This window comes from Rothia sp. HMSC066G07 (genome assembly GCF_001814485.1).
Lineage (GTDB): Bacteria > Actinomycetota > Actinomycetes > Actinomycetales > Micrococcaceae > Rothia.
Window position 1 is genome coordinate 222780 of sequence record NZ_KV816922.1, and the last position, 18568, is coordinate 241347.

Consider the following 18568-nt stretch of genomic DNA (forward strand, 5'->3'; position numbering starts at 1 on the left):
GATGCGTGTGCGTCCGGGGCCGCCCTGATTTGTTGCGCCGAAGAACTGCCTTAAATTTGCTTTGACGGCTTTGAAAGGAATAGCAGATAGACTCCGAATACGAGCTTAATTGCCGCGTCGATATATGCGATTACTTCTAACGGAATGTTGGTAAAAATATATCCTGCAAACACGTTAATGGCACAGATAAGACCCAGGTATATCATTGACTTTCCATGCACAAAATAGTATGGGAAGAAGTGCAGTGCGGTTGCCATCAGCGCTCCAAGCCAAATCAATCTCCAATTTTCAGTTGCGAAGAATGGGCCGCCCAGCAAAACCATTAAGACAAATAATAGAATAACGGCACGTGAAGATACCTTCTTTTGAAATTCGCTCGAAGGGCCATCGGCTAGTCTATTCAGCACCTTCTTGTTCATGTTGATTGAGAAAAAGCTGACGACGTACCCAATACTGAATACTTGCATATTTATTATTTGTTTTCCTCCGGTCATGGTGGCTATTGCTATAACTGCCGCCACCACAATTAGCCACAGACCGCATGCCCTCTTGTAATTAAATTCTAACTTTTCGTCTTTGTTGTAGCTTAGAAAAGCCATCGATTCCTCCAATAGTCTCTCGTAAAATTATTTCTCTTATCGTGCAACTAAATTTTATTGTAAAAAATCTGCCATGTATTAGTATACTCCACCCCTTCTTTCTGCTAATTATATCCTCTGCAATTAGATCAAAATGGCGATAACCCCCATGAAGCATAAAGGCAACAAAAGTTGTGCCATGGTTTAGCGTCTTTGGTCGTAGTTAAAAACCATGGCAGAAGACGCTAAACTATGGCACAAATTCTGGAGGGGGTTACAACTCCCCGATGATGAGAAGCCATAGAGAACAGGGGTCTAGCCAAAATTTATTAATCACGGTTCAGAGATTCCCACTTTTTAGAAATCCATAGAACCATCCGCCTACCAATAGAAGCCTTTTTACCTTTCAGATTTACATCTTGCTCGATTTGTTTTTCCTCCGATGCTCTCTCTAAAATTCCAAACACTTCTGGCTTATATTCACCATAGTTGTACCCACGCTTTTTATGCCCCCAATTTACGACCCAATAAGGAAGGCCAAAAACAATTAAGCCCAAAATACTCAAATATCTTAAATTCACCGTTTTTGGATAAGATACAAAATTACGATACTTTCCATTCCACAAGGCAAAGAAAAATCTTTGCGAATTCCTATCCACAGTAGAAGAATTTTTCAACACATCTTTAAACTCTTCATTTGACATATTTTCTTGAAGAATGCGAAGGTAACCATATTCAGCAAAACATTTCCCCGTCGAGCCCATGTGTATAGCACTTATAGCATTACTGAAAAAAACTGACAACCAGAGAATAAATCCAACCAAGGATACATCCTTCGCTAAACGCACAACATCCCAATTCTCAGACATAATATAATCAAACATATAAGATAAGTATGCCACTATAAATATAGATACAGGAATGATTATTAGAATCGAAATAATCACTTCAACTGCAGTAAATACAGCACTTCCAAAGTTTGGAATAGATTTGATTTTAATACTGCTAACTATTATTCCTTCTGAAACATTCAAGAGACGTTTTTGCCCATTAATTTCCGGACATACAGAGATTACCTTGCGTTCCCAAACAGCACGCTCAAGAGCAGCTTTTCGAGATTTTCTAATTTCTTGATATTCATTTCTTAAGCCTTCAAATTTATTACTTTTTTCAAATTCTATAAGCTCATTATGACTTTTAGAGATTTCAAGCCATTCCTTATAACGAGTTAACTCAGGTGGCATCCCTTGTTTGGAGAGTTCCATCTGCTTAGTCTCCCTGCGGGCACTCAGTATAAGACTTAAAGCAGCAATGATTGCCGTTGCAATCGGCGCGATTGCAGAAATCAGCACTTTGCCGAGATCCTGGTCATGGGTCCAATGCCAGAGATAGTCCCAGCTGAATCCCTCAGCTAGCACCTGCGCTAACAGTAGTTGATTCATCATCGATGATTGTTCCTTTCTTCGTATTGTCAACTAATCACTATGGAGAAAAATTCGCATTTCTCGCAGTTCCCTGATTGAATTTACTGAGATCTTTCACGCAAAAAATGTTTTCATAACTACATAAACCCCTACCCATCTATAAACTCAAAATATTTAATCTCGCATGCGGCGAATAGATTTTGGAGGCCTCGAATTAGCCGGCCTCGAATATCGATAAAGTATTTTTCGATTATAAACAGGAGATAAACTATCTTTTCCCACTTCAGATTTATATACCGCATAGTAATCATTAATCTTCCGCACCGACATATAAATATAAGCTATATACAGATAGTCCAAAGACTTGCCACTCTCAGATTCTTCAAAGTAACAGGATATAAACTTATCAGAGTAAACTTTAAGTTCTTTGTCAAAAATACTCTTTATATCGTACTGCAATAATTTCATTACCAAGTAAGCACTAAATATTGAAATTATAAATATGGCCACGAGAGCCAAGAGACTTGGCTTCACCGATTTATCAGCAGAGTCCAAATATGACGCATACAAATATGCCAATACCAATAAGATAAATAGACCATATATAGTTCTATATATCCACTTTCCAACTAGGTCGGGCCAAAAGTACCTACCCCAAATCAAAATCTTATGCCACCAACTCAAATCTGACGTTTCCGCAATATACAGTCCCTTATATAAATGCCCACTTTCAAAAAGCCTAATAAGCAACTCAATTAGAAAAATACCCATAATAACACCAAAAACCGAGCCAGCAAACTCAAATGAACCAGTGACAAGGAAAAATGATAACGGGCTAAAAAATAAACAAATAATACACAAGAAAATCAGCCCAGAATTTCTAAGCAGTTCAACAAGACCCTTGAGGTATAGATTTGTTTTGACTTTGAAGCTAAATCCAATATGGCTAATCTCAGATACAAAACGGTCGCCATATTTACAATCTGAGTCAATATGCCCATCTGCAGTATAAGAATCATTCGATTCGACCTTTGACTCTGCAAGTAAAGAGTCCACTACGAAATACTCATCGACATGAGATTTGTTGATATTTTTATATATCTTATTAAATTTTTTCAGCCTAGATATATTATCAATCAGAATATCCTTTTCATTATAAGTTAACATCAATCCAGAAGATAGTGTGAACCAAGCAAAAAATACAATGAGCCACTGAGGAATATCTCCATACCTTGAAAGATCAATTTCAACAGGAACGAAATAAGTGCCCCATCCAGGACCTACACGCCATGGTCCAAAAAATTCAGGAGCATACGATGTACCCTGAAGGTAACCCGCAAAAGCGGCATACCAAAAGTTTACAATAAACACCATAGAAACAATGTAACTAACGCGTTTAGCAAATTTTCGATAGGCTGCACGGCGAGCGTCGCCCAAAGGGCCCTCTACCCCATCTGCAAATTTACCTACACTAACATATAGACTCAAAAGAAGGCTAGCCAAGGAAGCAATAATTCCAATCCGTATATCAAAGATATAATACGGAACATTAAATACAACCTGAAATATCAAACTAATTGAACTACCTGTTTTTTCAGGATTGGAAATAAATGCCAAAATTGCTGGACATATTACAAAGAAATAAGCTATAGTGACGATACCGAAAAGATTAAAAGGGGCATTAATAATATATTTTCTAAATATTTTTCTCCGTTTTTCTTCATGTTCTTCGCCCCAGGCTTCATTGACCTCGTCAATAACTTCTTGAATTTTCATCGGTGATTGTTCCTTTCCTACGTCTTTGTCGGCGGGTTATATACAAAAGAAATGCGGTGACCCCGCAGGCGGTGCCCATTACACACCAGCCTGCGGGGTTCACGCGCGGCTATTCGGCCACGTCACGCACCGGTTACGCACCCAGGAGGGTCTTCGGGTTGACCGGAGTACCCGTACCCTCCGCCAGATGCTCAATACGCTTCAGGATTAGGCCCTCACGCAGCGCCCACGGGCACACGCGCATCGTCTCAATACCAAACGCCTCCATCGCAGCCTCCGCCGCAATAGCGCCCGCCAGCATCTGCTCCGCACGCGCCTTCGAAACACCCGGCAGGTCAGCACGCTCAGACACCGTCATCGCCTCCATGCGACGAGTCCACAGGCGCAAATCCTGCAGATGCATCTCACGCTTCACATGCGGGCCCGCCGAATACGGCGCCGCACCACAAATACGCGCCAACGAACGGAACGTCTTCGACGTACCCACCGTCATATCCGGCGCACCATACTGCAACAGGTTCTCCGCCACCGGGGCGATCTGCTCACGCACATATTTACGCAGACGCTTCACCTGCTTCGGGCTCGGCGGCTGCTCATCAAAAAACTCACGAGTCAGACGGCCCGCGCCCAACGGCACGCTCATCGCCGCATCCGGCAACGCATCCGTACCCGTCGAGAACTCAAACGAGCCGCCACCAATATCAAAATCAAGGATGCGGCCCGCACCCCAACCCTGCCAGCGGCGCACCGCAAAGTACGTAATTGCCGCCTCCTGGTCGCCCGAAATACCGTTCAGGCTCACACCGGTCTGCTCACGCACCTGGTGTAGCACCGCCGCACCATTACCCGCCTCACGGATAGCGCTCGTGGAGAACGCCAGCAGGTCCTCCGCCTCATTCTCGATAGCGAAGTCGCGGGCGCTGGTCACGAAGCGGGTCAGCGCGTCCGCGCCCTCCTGCGAGATATTGCCCTCGGCGTCGAGGTACTGCACGAGCTGCAGCGGAATCTTGTGGGATGCGTACGGTTCGGGGCGCGCTCCAGGGCTACCGTCAATCAGCAGCAGGTGGACCGTATTCGATCCGACGTCCAGAACTCCCAGGCGCATGGTGCGCTCCCCTCCCCCGCCCCGCGGCAGGATATTGTCTGTGTGCGGTACCGCAGGTGCGGCGCCTCTTCCAGTCTGTCAGAGGCGCGGCTCACTCCGCAAACAATCCGGGCGGATGCCCAGCATCAGCACAGCGCAAGCCTAAAAAAACACAGCGCGGGCACAAAAACGCGCCGAACACACCGAACGCGCCGAACATCCCGAGCACAAACGTTCCTTGGACACCCAAAAGCCCGGGCACGCAAAAGGCGCAGGAGGCACCCCACCCCACTAAGGGGTTCGGGACGCATCCTGCGCCTTTAGGTAGAAGAGCTACTCGGCGGTCTTCTTCGCCGCGGTCTTACGAGTGGTCGTCTTCTTCGCGATAGTAGACTTTGCGGTCGTCTTCTTAGCAGTAGTCTTCTTAGCCGTGGTGGTCTTCTTCGCGGCGGTCTTACGCTTGACCGGGCCCTTCGCGCGCTTGTCAGCAAGCAGCTGCACCGCACGCTCGTGGGTCAGCGACTCGACCGACTCCGCACGCGGAACCGTAATGTTCGTAATACCGTCGGTGATGTACGGGCCAAAGCGGCCGTCCTTCACCACGATCTTCTTCTCGCTGACCGGGTCCACGCCCAGCTCAGCCAGCGGAGGCTTAGCCGCCGCACGACCGCGCTGCTTCGGCTGGGAGTAAATCTCCAGGGCCTGCTCCAGCGTAATCGTGAAGATCTCGTCCTCGCTGCCAATCGAGCGGGAGTCCGTGCCCTTCTTCAGGTACGGGCCAAAGCGGCCGTTCTGCACGGTAATCTCCACGCCCTCAGCGTCGGTACCGAGCACGCGCGGCAGGCTCATCAGCTGCAGTGCCTGCTCCAGGGTCACGGTCGCCAGGTCCATGGACTTGAACAGGGACGCGGTACGAGGCTTGGCGGGCTTCGGCTTCTTCTTCGGCTTGGGCTTACCGTTCTTGTAGTATTCGGTCGGCTGCGCGTCCAGGTATGCCTGGATCTGCTCCTCGGTCATCTCCTCGATCACCTCGGTGACGTAGGGGCCGTAGCGGCCGTCGCGTGCCACGATCTGGTTGCCGGAGACCGGGTCCACGCCGAGTACGCGGCCGTCGGACTTGCCCTGTTCGAGCAGTTCGCGTGCCTTCGCTTCGGTCAGTTCGTCCGGTGCCAGGTCGGCAGGTACGTTCGCGCGGATCGGTTCGGTCAGTTCGCCGGTCTCGGTGTCGAGGGTTCCTTCGGCTTCCAGGTAGGGGCCGAACTTGCCCACGCGTAGCACAATGCCGTCCGCGATCGGGATGGAGTTGATGCTGCGGGCGTCAATCTCGCCGAGGTTGTCGACGATGGGCTTCAGGCCGCGCTTGGAGCCGCCGCCGAAGTAGAACTCGCCCAGCCATTCGACGCGGGATTCTTCGCCGCGTGCGATGCGGTCGAGGTCTTCTTCCATCTGCGCGGTGAACTCGTAGTTCACGTAGGGACCGAAGCTGGATTCGAGCAGGCGCACCACGGAGAACGCGATCCAGGACGGGATCAGTGAACCAGAACGAACGTTCACGTATCCGCGGTCCATAATGGTCGAAATAACCGCCGCGTAGGTGGACGGGCGGCCAATGCCCAGCTCGTCCAGGGTCTTCACGAGGGACGCCTCGGTGTAGCGCGGAGGCGGCAGGGTCTCGTGGCCGGCGGGTTCAATCGCCTCGGCGGTCAGTGCCTCGCCGGTGGTCAGGTTCGGCAGGCGCTTCTCAGCGTCCTTCGCCTCACGCTCAGCCACGCGGGATGCGTCAACGCCCTCCTCGTAGGCGGCGAGGAAGCCTCGGAAGGTGATGACGGTACCGGATGCTGCGAACTCGGCGTCCTGGCCGTTAGATGCCACGGCGCCCAGGCGCACGGAGGCGGTGGAACCGGTCGCGTCAGCCATCTGGGAGGCGACGGTACGCTTCCAAATCAGTTCGTAGAGGCGGAATTCGTCGTTGGACAGGGAGCCGCGCACAGCGTCCGGGGTGCGGAAGGTGTCACCCGCGGGGCGGATTGCTTCGTGTGCTTCCTGCGCGTTCTTGCTCTTGGAGGTGTACACGCGCGGTGCGGAGGGCACGAACTCGGCGCCGTACAGCTCGGATGCCTGGCGGCGTGCGGCGGAGATAGCCTGCTCGCTCAGTGCCACCGAGTCGGTACGCATGTAGGTGATGTAACCGTTTTCGTAGAGGCGCTGCGCCACCTGCATGGTCACGCGGGAGGAGAAACGCAGCTTACGTGCGGCTTCCTGCTGCAGGGTGGAGGTGGTGAACGGCGCTGCCGGGCGGCGCTTGTACGGCTTGGTCTCAACGGAGCGTACGGAGAACGCGGCGGACTGCAGGGCAGCGGCGAGCGCGCGGGCGGCTTCCTCGTTCAGGTGGGTGACCTTGGAGGTGTTGAGGGTGCCGTTGTCGGCGAAGTCCTTGCCGGTGGCGATGCGGTTGCCGTCTACGGCGACCAGCTTGGCGTCGAAGCCTTCGGAGGCTGCGGTCAGGAAGCGTCCGGTCAGGTCCCAGTAGTTGGCGGCGACGAAGGCCATGCGTTCGCGTTCGCGTTCAACGACGAGGCGGGTTGCGACGGACTGCACGCGACCTGCGGAGAGGCCGCGGCCGACCTTGCGCCAGAGTACGGGGGAAATTTCGTAACCGTAGATGCGGTCGAGGATACGGCGGGTTTCCTGCGCGTCGACCAGGTGCAGGTCGATGTCGCGCAGTTCGCCGAAGGCGCGCTGAATGGCTTCCCGGGTGATTTCGGGGAAGGTCATGCGGTAGACGGGTACCTTGGGCTTGAGGACTTCCTTCAGGTGCCATGCGATGGCTTCACCTTCGCGGTCACCATCGGTTGCCAGGTAGAGCGCGTCTACTTCTTTGAGCTTGCGCTTGAGTTCGGCGACCTTTTTCTTTTTGTCGGGGTTGACCACGTAGTAGGGTTCGAAGTTCTCTTCAACGTTGACAGCGAACTTGCCGACGGGGCTCTTTTTGAGGTTTTCGGGCAGTTCGGAGGGCTGCGGAAGGTCGCGGATATGGCCCATGGACGAGTCGACAAGGTAGTCCTCGCCGAGGTAGCTGCTAATGGTTTTGACCTTGGAGGGAGACTCCACAATCAGCAGGGCTTTTCCGGTCTTTGCCTGAGCGGGCACGGCACTCCTCTATCTGTGTGTTGAAAAGCTACGTATTCAACCATAACCTACGCTGGCGCTTGTGGGTGCCGGTCGGTTGTGGTTGTACGCGGGTGAGGTGATCGGTGGGGGTGTAGTTTATGTTGGGTTGATGTGGTGCGCTCGGTGCGTTTCATGCGGCGAGCGCGCGGTGGCCCGGCGCGAGGCGAGCTGGCACGGTTCTAGTTGATGTGAACCGGGCGTGTTGAGCTTGCACGAGTGCGCAGGGTACTCGGTACATCATACGGTACCGGAGCGGTGGTGTGTGCACGGGGTACATGGGGGCGGGTGCTGGGGCGCACCGCACCCGCTCACCTGCGTTTCTAGCTAGTGAGGGTGTCAGAGTCGGGGTGGGTGCCGTCCAGGTATGCGGGCAGCAGCGGGTATTCGCGGCCGTACACGGTCTGCGGCGCAATGCGCACCCACTGCATTTCGTGGGTTTCGGAGTCGGGCAGGTCGAAGGTGCGCACGATCTGCGGGGTCATTTCCGGCGGTAGCCAGTGGGCGATACCGACCACGATGACGGAGCGGATGCCGTCTTCGAGGGTTTCGTCGATTTCGAAGGCAACGCGGCGGCTGACCACCACGGAGGAGAACTTGTTGCCGCGGGTGGTGCGGATGTAGATTTCCTGCTTGTCGTCTTGGCTGGCGACGGCGTAGAGCACGGGCAGCACATCGACGTGCTGTCCGTCAGTGAGGATGAGGCGGCCGAGAGTGTTTGCGTGCAGACGCTCCCAGCACTTGTCGACGCTGATACTTTCATCGGGGTACAGGTTACTCATGGTTTCAGTGTATGCGATGGGGTGGGCGCTCTTGCGTAGATGACGGTTTTGGTCAGGGGGTGGGTCGGGGCCGTGTCATTGCGTTGCCGCCTATACGCGGTGGGCGCGCCCGGGCAGATGCGGCGGGTGCGTAGAATGGTGTGCATGACTATTTCTGCCGCCTCTTTCGCTCCCGAGTACGCCGCCGTTGCGGATGCTCCCCGCAGCGATGATTACGCCCGCCTGATCCGCATCCGTGAACGCCTGTTGGCGTTGAACTACAGCTATGACGCTGTGCAGGAGCTGCTCGGTGTTGAGGCGGCTGAGGCGATGGCTCGTGACCAGGTGGTTCCGGGCTTGTGGCGTGTGGAGCATATTCTGCGCGGCGATTACAGTGCGGGTGAGAAGAACCTGGCGCGTCTGCTGGCGTTTTTCCTGCTGGCTCGCCCGCTCACTGAGACTGAGGCAGCCGAGGTTTTCGGCGATGCCCTGGTTGACTTCGAGAATGCCGCGCTGATTGAGCGCGACGCTGCGGATTCTACCCGCTGGTCCGCGAGCGTTGATTTGCGCCCGCACGCCGCCGATGACGGCACCGAAATCTTTGTTGCCGCCGACCTGGGTGCGCATCAGCGCCCCGGAGTGCTCCGTAAGGATCACGTGCTCGGCATTGGTCACGCCTCCCTGACTCTGGCGCAGATTACCGAGCGTACCCCCGTCAAGCGCGCCCTGGATGTGGGCACCGGCTGCGGTATTCAGACCTTCCATCTGCTCGCTCACGCTGAGCACGTGACCGCCACCGACATTTCGGAGCGTGCCCTGGCGTTCGCCCGTTTTAACCTGCTGCTGAACGCGCAGGCGCTCAATATTGATCCGCAGAACCCGCAGGCGCGCGTGAGCCTGCGTGAGGGTTCCCTGCTGGAGCCGGTCGCCGGTGAGCTTTTTGACCTGGTGGTGTCGAACCCGCCGTTCGTGATTACCCCGCGCGTTGCCGGTGAGAGCGCCGAGGAGCAGTTCACCTACCGCGACGGCGGCCTGCCCGGTGACGAAATTGTGAGCACGATGGTGCGTCAGCTGCCGTCGGTGCTGGTGCCCGGTGGCCGCGCGCAGATGCTGGGCAACTGGGAAATTATTCGCGATTCGGCGGACCCGGATGCACCGCGCCCGTGGGATGAGCGCCCGCGTGCCTGGGTTGCCGACGGCGGCGCGGAGGCGTGGTTTATTCAGCGTGAGGCGCTGACCCCCGCCTCCTACGCGGAGACCTGGTTGAAGGATGCGAGCGAGAACCGCGACCGCAGCCACTACGAGCAGACCTACGTGGCGTACCTGAACGACTTCGCTTCCCGGAACGTTCATTCTATTGGTTTCGGCATGATTTGGCTGCGCCGCCCGACCGAGGCTACCGCGGCAGGCGTGACCGAGCCCCTGCAGCGTTTCGAGGAGATCACCTATCCGATTCAGCAGCCCATCGCCCGCGCCCTCACCGAGTCCGTGCGCCGCTACGACCGCCTCGCCGCCATGGACGATGAGGCGCTCCTTACCGCACACCTGGAGGTCGCCGAGGACGTCACCGAGGAACGCCACGGCCGCCCTGGCGCCGAGCACCCCAGCGTCATTTTGTTGCGTGCCGGTTCGGGTCTGTGCCGCACCCAGCTACTCTCCACCGAGACGGCGGGTTTTGCGTCGGCGAGCGATGGTGAGCTTGCCGTGGGTCAGATCGTGGCGGCTCTTGCCATGCTGCTGTCCTGGCCCGAATACGATGAGGCTGCCGCCGCGGTGCGCGGTACGCAGGAGCAGCATCCGCGCGACACCCTGCTGCACGCGGTGCGCGAGCTGGTACTCAAGAGCTTCCTGCACTTTAGCGACGAGCACGCGGGCGCAGCATCGGCTGGCGAGAGCACTGCCGAAGCGCAGGGCTAAGCGTGCGCATTTGGTCCCTGCACCCCTCCCTGCTTGACCGCCGCGCCCTGGTCGCCTGCTGGCGTGAAACCCTGCTGGCGCAGAAGGTTCTGCGGGGTCTGACTCGCGGGTACACGAACCATCCGCAGCTGATTCGTTTTCGCGCGCATCCGCAGCCGTTGGAGGCGGTTGCCGCCTACCTGTCCGGGCTGGCGGATGAGGCGGATGCCCGCGGCTACTCGTTCAACCGTGCACTGATTGGCGCGGGCGAAAATAGCACGGGCAAAAATAGTTCAGGCAAAAACGGCACCGATAAAAACTGCACTGGCAAGGCAGAAAACCCGTACGCTTCGGTTGCGCGTATTCCCGTTCCTTTGGGTCAGCTGGAGTACGAGCTCGCCTTTCTACAGCACAAGGTGGCGGGGCGCGACCCCGAGTGGGAGCACCGGTTGAACGAGCGGCTGGCGGCACGCGGCGAGCTGGCGGCGTGTGCGCATCCGCTCTTTGAGGTGGTTCCGGGCGCTATTGAGTCCTGGGAAAAGACGAAAGATTTTTAAGAACGTGAGCATAGTAATGCCCCGGCGGAACCCTTGCGGGTGCCTGCCGGGGCATTGCTGTATGTGTGGCTCAAGCTGTATGGGAACAAACATCTCAGCGCATCATAGATTGCCGGAAACAGCTTGGCATGCGGTCTTTATTTGGCGGTCAGCGCGGGCTTGATCTCCTTGACGATTGCATCAAGCATCTTCAGGTTGAAGTCCACACCCAACTGCAGTCGACCCGCCGCAATGAGATCGGCCATGTCGGCAAGTTCAGCCATGTAGAGCGGGTTTTCGTAGCGCATGTCTGGATTGCAGCACTGGCTCTTCAACGTCGGGCGACGGGTCAGTCGTCCTCGTCTTCGAGGTCCTCTAGCACTTCGAACGGCGACTCGACGTCGCCGCGCCAGGCCTCCAGGCCTTCGCGCACCGCGAGCACCGCCACGACCAGCGCCGCGACCGAGTCAGCCCACCACCAGCCGAACAGGCTGTCGAGGACGAGGCCGATGAACACTGCACCGGAGAGGTAGATACACAGGATGAGCTGCTTGGCGTCGGCCATCACGCTCTTGGATTCCAGCTCCCGCCCGGTGCGGACCTCAATCCACGCCAGCAGAGGCATGACGACCAGGCTCAGCGCGGTGATACCGAGACCCAGCGGGCTGCGGTCGGGGCCCTCCTGGCCGACCAGGGCCAGCACCGCGTCGATCGAGACGTAGGCCGCCAGCGCGAAGAACGCGATGCCGATGGCCTTGACGGTGACCGTTTCCCACCGCTCAGGGTCCTTGCGGGTGAACTGCCAGGTGACGGCCGCGGCCGAGAGTACCTCAACAACCGAGTCGAGCCCGAAGCCAATGAGCGCCGCGGACGAGGCGAGGACGCCTGCCCAGACTGCGACGATTGCCTCGATTACGTTATACGTGATCGTGAAGCCGACGATGAAGCGGACGCGCCGGTGCAGCATCGCACGGCGTGCGGTGGTCAGGGTCTCGCTCATGCTCCCGCCGCCGTTCCACAACAGCCCGACACCGAGCATGCCGGGTCGATGCACGGCGCTGCCTCGTCCACCGCGAGCGTGACGTCGATCAGGGACGTCAGTGCCGCGGCGAGGTGCGGGTCGGCGATCTCGTAGCGCGTCTGGCGGCCCTCGGGCTCGGCGACGACGATTCCACAATCGCGCAGGCAGGTCAGGTGGTTGGACACGTTCGAGCGGGTCAGTTCCAGCTCGCGCGAGAGCACGGCTGGATAGCTCGGGCCGCCGAGGAGGGTCATCAGAATCCGGGAACGTGTCGGGTCGGCCATGGCGCGGCCGAGCCGGTTCATGACGTCGAGGTGTGAAGCAATAGTCAGCATACGATGATTATACAGTGATAACTGACCAATTGTCCACTTGTGCGGGCTGTCGCACGTGCTCCGCGCCCTTGCCCTCGGGAGGCGGCAGAGTTCGCGCTCATCAGCGACCACCGCCCATCACGGAAGCGACGGCGGCACGCTGGCGCGAAACCCTGCTAGCGCAGAAGGTTCTGCGGAGTCTTCACCTCAGGGGCTTTATTTAGTGGTCAGCGCGGGCTTGATTTCCTTGACGATGGCATCCAGCATCTTCAGATTGAAGTCCACGCCCAGCTGGTTTGGTACGGTCAGCAGCACGGTGTCCGCTGCCTGGGCTGCCTCGTCACGGGCGAGCTCTTCGGCAATATCCGCCGGATCGCCAATGTAGCTACGACCAAAGCGGGAGAAGCTGTTGTCAATAATGCCGGTGTAATCCTGCGAGTCCTCTGCCGCGCGGCGACCGAAGTAGCGCGCCGAGGTTTCATCAATAATGGGCAGCACCGAGCGGGACACCGAAACACGCGGAACACCCGAATTGCCCGCCTTCACCCACTCGGAGCGGAAAAGGCGAATCTGCTGCGCCTGCTGCTGATCGAACGGAATACCCTTATCTTCCAGCATCAGGGTTGAAGACATGAGATTCAGGCCCTTCTGCGCGGTCCACACGGCGGTGCTATCGGTACCTGCACCCCACCAGATGCGGTCGCGCAGACCCGGCGACTGCGGCTGGACGGGGGCGTACTTGCCGGGGACGCGAGCGCTGGGTGCCATACCCTCACCCTCGATTGCCTTGAGGAAAATGTCGAGGTGACGGCGCGCCATGTCGCTCTCGTTTTCGCCTTCTGCCGGGTAGTAGCCGAAGCTCTCAAAGCCGCGGATAACGGATTCGGGCGAGCCGCGGGAGACACCCAACTGCAGTCGACCCGCCGCTATGAGGTCTGCCATGGCTGCAAGTTCTGCCATGTAGAGCGGGTTTTCGTAGCGCATATCAATCACGCCAGTGCCGAGCTCGATGCGTTCGGTCTTGGCGGCAATTGCGGAGAGTAGCGGGTAGGGGGTTGCCTGCTGCTGGTCGAAGTGGTGCACGCGGAAGAACGCACCGTCCAGCCCGATGTCTTCGGCGCCTACGGCAAGGTCAATTGCCTGGTGTAGAGATTCTGCGGCGTTCGGTACGCGGGAGCCGGGGACCTCAGCCCAGTGGCCGAAGGAGAGGAAGCCGAGCTTCTTCTCGTCGCCGCGCATGGGCTCGAGGTGGCTGATGCGAATGGATTCGTCGATCTGCGGAGTGCCAGGGTTATTGGGGTGTTCATGGTTTTTTCCTTTGCGGGTTGCGCCCGATCTCTTCTACTACCGGGCTGATGGTTTAAGTCTAAACCCAAATACTTTACGTGTCAAGTATTTTATTTTGGAATGTTACGCGAGAGCACCACACCCCCGACCTCACGGCACCTGCCACCCATCCCAACCCCGAAAAGGGCATAGAAAAGCCCGGCGGCACGAACACATCGCACCACCGGGCACTTCTATTCAACAGCTAAAACTGCAGCTATAACGACAGATACAAACTGCTCTAGGAACGCTTCGCCAGCGGAACCCACAGCTCCATACGGTAATCAGCCGCCTGCATATCGCCGCGACCGTACACCTCAAGACCACCCACCGGGCGGTACTGCGGATTCTTCGCGAAGAACGCCTCCTCAAAGCTCGCAAAACCAGCCGGAATGGACTCCGAAATCGGACCGGTCACCTCAACCACCGCATAGGTGCTCGCAGGCAACTCCAGCACGCCCAGACCAAGCTTCGCCGCGCTCGCCGGCTCCGACACCAGGAAGCCCGCCGTGTAGCGGACCTGACCCTTCGGGTTCGGCTGAGTGCACACGCCCAGGTACTGGGTCACGTTCAGAACATCCAGCATCGCCGGGGACGCCTTCTGATTCAGCTCATCCCACAGCGAGGAGAAGTCGCCATCCAGGGGGAACACCTGCGAAACGCCGGCAACGACCATCGCCGGGTGCTCCTCAATGCGAGGTTCAGAAATCTGAACCGCGTTCTCCTTGGCGGAGGCCATTAGGCCCTCACCTCGGCGGCTTCGCGGTCCACCGAGCACTCGGGCACGCAGTGGCGCTTCGCGTCATCAGCTGCGCACTCGGGGCAGAGCAGAACCAGCTCGCGGCAGGAATCGTTGGAGCAGTTCTCGAACTTGTTCGAGGGGGCGCCGCACTGTTCGCACTTGCCGATGGTGACGGTATCCGGGGTGAACTCCATGTGCATGCGCTTGTCGAAGACGTAGAGCGAGCCTTCCCAGAGTTCCTTATCGCCGTACTTCTCGCCGTAGCGCACGATACCGCCGTCAATCTGGTAAATCTCCTTGAAGCCGCGGTTCTTCATGAGCGCGGAGAGAATCTCACAGCGAATACCGCCGGTGCAGTAGGTGACGACCGGCTTGTCCTTAATGTGATCGTACTTGCCGGACTCGATTTCGCGGATGAAGTCGTGGGTGGTGCGCACGTCAGGAACGATAGCGTTCTTGAACTTGCCAATCTTCGCCTCGAACGCGTTACGGCCGTCGAAGAAGACCACTTCGTCGCCGCGCTCTTCAACAAGCTTGTTAACCTCTTCAGGCTTCAGGTGCACGCCGCCGCCAACGACGCCGTTCTCGTCCACCTGCAGCTCGTCGGGAGCACCGAAAGCCACAATCTCGTCGCGTGCCTTCACGGACAGACGGGGGAAGTCCTCCGCGCCACCCTCGGACCACTTGAACTCCATGTTCTTGAAGCCGGGGTACTTGCGGGTTTCCTTGGTGTACGCCTTGACCGCGTTGATTTCGCCGCCGAGGGTGCCGTTAATGCCGTGCTTGGAAATGAGGATGCGCCCGCGCAGGCCGAGCTTCTCACAGAGGGCACGCTGCCAGAGCATGACCGCCTGCGGGTCGGCGATAGGGGCGAACTGGTAATACAGAATAATCTTATTTTGAGCCACGAAACTATTTTATCGTCATATGCGCCTAAAGCATGCAGATTTTTTGATATGTGCGCGCTGACTACGGGGTCGGCAGCACAAAAGCGGTGCCGAGGCGGGGTTCAGACAGCCACGGGGCACAGATTCAGGACGGCACATGACCGGCGGCAAGTCGGGTTTTCGCCCGCCGCTCTACAATGGAACCCATGCCGCACAGCACCCCTTCGCAGAACGCCAACCAGCACCCTAAACAGCACTCCGAGCAGCAACCCACACACCAGCCCGAGCAGGGGCTGCCTACGGCGCACCCAAAAACGCTCCGTTACCGCGAGCTGCCCGCGAGCGCACAGCAGGTGCTGGCATCCCTGCTGCCGGAGGCGGAACGTACCGGAATCCTGCCCGAGCAGGTGACCCATATTCACACCATTGCCGCCAGGGAGGCGAGCTACGCGCCGTGGCCGCAGTGGTTGCATCCGCGTGTGGTGGAGGCTTTTGAATCGCTCGGTATTGCCGAGCCCTACGCCCATCAGGTGCAGGCGGCGAACGCCGCCCATGCGGGCCTTGATGCGGCGCTGGCGGCGAGCGCGGCGCGCTACGGCTGGCAGGCGGGGCGCATCGAAGCTGAGCGTATCGAAGCATCGGCAGCAACGCGCACCGAAGACGCGAAGAGTGCAGGCAGCGGCGGGCACGTGATTGTGGCGACGGGTACCGCCTCGGGCAAGACCCTGAGCTACCTGATGCCCACTCTGGACGCTATTTATCGCGCATCGTGCGGCGAACCGGTGAGCTCAACTTCCGCGTATTCCGGGACTGAGAACCTCAATAATAGAGCGAACGTTCTCTACATTTCGCCGGCGAAGGCACTCTCCGCCGACCAACTCACCGCCCTCACCTCCTACAACCTACCCGGACTCCACGCGGCAAGCTACGACGGCGACACCCCCACCGGCGAACGCCGCTGGATCCGCGAACACGCCAACTTCATCCTCACCACCCCGGACATGCTCAACTACTCAATTCTGAGCAACCACCGGCAGTGGGCGTCCTTCCTGCGCGGGCTGCGCTACGTGGTGCTCGACGAAGCACACAGCTACCGCGGCGTTTTTGGTGCGCACATCGCCAACCTGCTACGCCGCCTGCGCCGTGTCTGCGCGCTCTACCGCACCGTGCCCGTGTTCTACGGTGCCTCCGCGACCAGTTCCAACCCGGTCGAGTCTTTCTCCAAGCTCATTGGCGTGCCGCAGCAGGCGGTTACCGCCATTACCGAGTCCACCTCCGCGCGCGGTGAAACCACCGTCGCGCTCTGGGAGCCAGAATTCATGCCGCCCAAGGCGCACGATCAACTCGCCAAGGGTGCCCGCAGCACCCAGCAGCAGGCGGTCCAATCGAAGGCAGAGCAGGAGGCGCCGCGCCGCGTCTCCCCCGTGGAGCAGGGCGCGCAAATGCTCACCGACCTGGTGCTTTCCCGCACCCGCTCCCTGGTTTTCGCCGGTTCGCGCCGCAGCGTAGAAATCCTCTCACAGAAGACCCAACGCTACCTCGACGAGGTGGAGGCGGGCCTCGCCCACCGCGTCGCCGCATACCGCGCCGGGTACACCCCCGAAGAGCGCCGCGAACTCGAACGCAAACTCCGCAACGGCGAACTGCTCGGCTTGGCGAGTACCTCCGCGCTGGAGCTGGGCATCGACATTTCCGGACTGGACGCGGTCATCGTGGCGGGCTGGCCGGGTACCCGCGCCTCCTTCATGCAGCGCGTGGGCCGCGCGGGTCGAAGCGGTCAGGACGCGCTCGCCGTGCTCATCGCCGACGACAACCCGCTCGACACCTACCTGGTGCACCACCCGGAGGCGATTTTCGGGCAGGAGGTTGAGGCGACCGTATTCGACCCGACCAACCCGTACGTACTCTCCCCGCAGCTGTGCGCCGCCGCGCAGGAGGCGCCCATCCGCGCCGAAGAGCTGAGCCTGTTCGGGCCGCACACCGCCGCGCTACTGGACCGGCTGGTGCAGCAGGGGTACCTGCGTCGCCGCCCGGACGGCTGGTACTGGACACACGCCGAATCCGCCGCCGACCTGGTCGACATTCGCGGCACCGGAGGCGGCCCCTACCAGCTCATCGACGCCGAAGACGGCACCCTCGTCGGCACGATGGACGCCGCGCACGCCATGAGTCAGGGGCACCCCGGCGCGATCTACATTCACCAGAGCGTGCAGTACGTGGTCGAGTCCCTCAGCGAGGGCGAGCGCGTGATTCTGCTCAGCCACGTCTACCCGGACTACTACACGCGCGCCGTTGAGAGCACGGAGGTGCGTATTCTCGCAGAGCGTGCGAGGGTCAGCTACGGTGCGCACAACATGGTTGGGGAGGCGGTTCCCGGCGAGCCTGTTCCCGCAATCTCCACCCCCGAAACCGACGCACAGCAGCTCGCCCCGCTCACCATGCACCGCGGGCAGGTTCAGGTCACCGACCAGGTCACCGGGTACCGGCGCTTCTCCGTCTACGGCGGCGAATACCTGGGCGAAGAGGCACAACCCATGCCGCCGGAAGTGCTCATGACCGAGGCGGTCTGGTTCACCTTCGAGCCCAGCTACCTGTTCGGCGCGGGCGTGACCGAAGAGGACGGCCCCGGCACCCTTCACGCCGCCGAGCACGCCGCCATCGGGCTGCTGCCGCTCATCGCCACCAGCGACCGCTGGGATTTGGGTGGACTCTCCACGCTGCTTCACGTGGACACCGGCAGGCCCACCATTTTCGTCTACGACGCCGCACCCGGCGGCGCGGGCATTAGCGAGCGCGGCTTCAACGCGGTTGCGCAGTGGCTGAGCGCCACCCTTGAAGCAATCGAAAGCTGCGGATGCGAAAACGGTTGCCCCTCCTGCGTGCACTCGCCCAAATGCGGCAACCGCAACGAGCCGCTCAGCAAACACGGCGCACGGGCGCTACTGCAGGCGATGCTGCAGAGCATGGCGGAGGCGTAGGTTATTACAGGGGCGTAGATTACTGCAGGAGGCACGGGGCGTACAGGAGGCGCGGGGCGTGCTGGGGGGGGGGGGGG

Annotated in this window: 14 protein-coding genes and 1 pseudogene; 3 read left to right on the forward strand and 12 right to left on the reverse strand. The window is 58.3% G+C overall.

Annotation, left to right across the window (positions count from 1 at the left end; all coding sequences use genetic code 11):
• Window positions 1-50 precede the first annotated feature (50 nt).
• The 6 genes from HMPREF2971_RS09355 to HMPREF2971_RS02535 all read right to left on the reverse strand — a co-directional run bounded on the left by HMPREF2971_RS09355 (window position 51) and on the right by HMPREF2971_RS02535 (window position 8812).
• Window positions 51-599: a DUF6609 family protein gene (locus HMPREF2971_RS09355; RefSeq protein ID WP_070691064.1), complete on the reverse strand. Its 549-nt coding sequence runs from the start codon at window positions 597-599 to the stop codon at window positions 51-53.
• 308 nt (window positions 600-907) lie between these two features.
• A complete protein-coding gene (locus HMPREF2971_RS02520) occupies window positions 908-2023 on the reverse strand; it encodes a hypothetical protein (protein ID WP_070691066.1) in 1116 nt (371 codons plus the stop codon).
• Window positions 2024-2176: 153 nt separating this feature from the next.
• Window positions 2177-3778 (reverse strand): hypothetical protein, encoded by a 1602-nt coding sequence (locus HMPREF2971_RS09200; protein WP_141755847.1) that lies wholly within the window; start codon window positions 3776-3778, stop codon window positions 2177-2179.
• 133 nt (window positions 3779-3911) lie between these two features.
• The gene (locus HMPREF2971_RS02525) at window positions 3912-4883 is read right to left on the reverse strand and encodes a Ppx/GppA phosphatase family protein (protein ID WP_070691070.1); all 972 of its coding nucleotides are present in this window, start codon (window positions 4881-4883) and stop codon (window positions 3912-3914) included.
• A gap of 312 nt (window positions 4884-5195) precedes the next feature.
• Window positions 5196-8012: a type I DNA topoisomerase gene (gene topA, locus HMPREF2971_RS02530; RefSeq protein ID WP_070691071.1), complete on the reverse strand. Its 2817-nt coding sequence runs from the start codon at window positions 8010-8012 to the stop codon at window positions 5196-5198.
• Window positions 8013-8353: 341 nt separating this feature from the next.
• On the reverse strand, window positions 8354-8812 hold the full coding sequence (locus HMPREF2971_RS02535; protein ID WP_044145909.1) for a pyridoxamine 5'-phosphate oxidase family protein: 459 nt from the start codon (window positions 8810-8812) through the stop codon (window positions 8354-8356).
• 144 nt (window positions 8813-8956) lie between these two features.
• Here HMPREF2971_RS02535 and HMPREF2971_RS02540 point away from each other — a divergent pair, with 144 nt between their 5' ends.
• Complete coding sequence (locus tag HMPREF2971_RS02540; RefSeq protein ID WP_246825017.1) at window positions 8957-10708, forward strand: DUF7059 domain-containing protein; 1752 nt, start codon at window positions 8957-8959, stop codon at window positions 10706-10708.
• 2 nt (window positions 10709-10710) lie between these two features.
• Window positions 10711-11244: a pyrimidine dimer DNA glycosylase/endonuclease V gene (locus HMPREF2971_RS02545; RefSeq protein ID WP_070691079.1), complete on the forward strand. Its 534-nt coding sequence runs from the start codon at window positions 10711-10713 to the stop codon at window positions 11242-11244.
• Window positions 11245-11447: 203 nt separating this feature from the next.
• Here the strand turns inward: HMPREF2971_RS02545 and HMPREF2971_RS09360 are convergent.
• The 6 genes and pseudogenes from HMPREF2971_RS09360 to HMPREF2971_RS02575 all read right to left on the reverse strand — a co-directional run.
• Window positions 11448-11534, reverse strand: a pseudogene (locus HMPREF2971_RS09360) (luciferase); the annotation flags it as partial.
• Between the two features lie 38 nt (window positions 11535-11572).
• Window positions 11573-12223, reverse strand: coding sequence for a cation diffusion facilitator family transporter (locus HMPREF2971_RS02555; RefSeq protein WP_049341006.1), 651 nt, complete (start codon window positions 12221-12223; stop codon window positions 11573-11575).
• Complete coding sequence (locus HMPREF2971_RS02560) at window positions 12220-12579, reverse strand: Cd(II)/Pb(II)-sensing metalloregulatory transcriptional regulator CmtR (protein ID WP_049331677.1); 360 nt, start codon at window positions 12577-12579, stop codon at window positions 12220-12222. Before HMPREF2971_RS02560 ends, HMPREF2971_RS02555 begins: the two co-directional genes overlap by 4 nt.
• A 195-nt stretch (window positions 12580-12774) precedes the next feature.
• Window positions 12775-13797 carry an LLM class flavin-dependent oxidoreductase gene (locus HMPREF2971_RS02565; protein WP_210398868.1) on the reverse strand — a complete coding sequence of 341 codons (1023 nt, stop codon included), beginning with the start codon at window positions 13795-13797 and terminating at the stop codon, window positions 12775-12777.
• A gap of 328 nt (window positions 13798-14125) precedes the next feature.
• Complete coding sequence (locus HMPREF2971_RS02570; protein WP_070691086.1) at window positions 14126-14623, reverse strand: GyrI-like domain-containing protein; 498 nt, start codon at window positions 14621-14623, stop codon at window positions 14126-14128.
• Entirely contained in the window at window positions 14623-15534 is a 912-nt protein-coding gene (locus HMPREF2971_RS02575) for an oxygen-dependent tRNA uridine(34) hydroxylase TrhO (RefSeq protein WP_070691090.1), read from the reverse strand. The genes HMPREF2971_RS02570 and HMPREF2971_RS02575 overlap by 1 nt, the downstream gene beginning before the upstream one ends.
• A gap of 176 nt (window positions 15535-15710) precedes the next feature.
• Here HMPREF2971_RS02575 and HMPREF2971_RS02580 point away from each other — a divergent pair, with 176 nt between their 5' ends.
• Window positions 15711-18491 carry a DEAD/DEAH box helicase gene (locus tag HMPREF2971_RS02580; RefSeq protein WP_070691094.1) on the forward strand — a complete coding sequence of 927 codons (2781 nt, stop codon included), beginning with the start codon at window positions 15711-15713 and terminating at the stop codon, window positions 18489-18491.
• The last annotated feature ends 77 nt before the right edge of the window (window positions 18492-18568 follow it).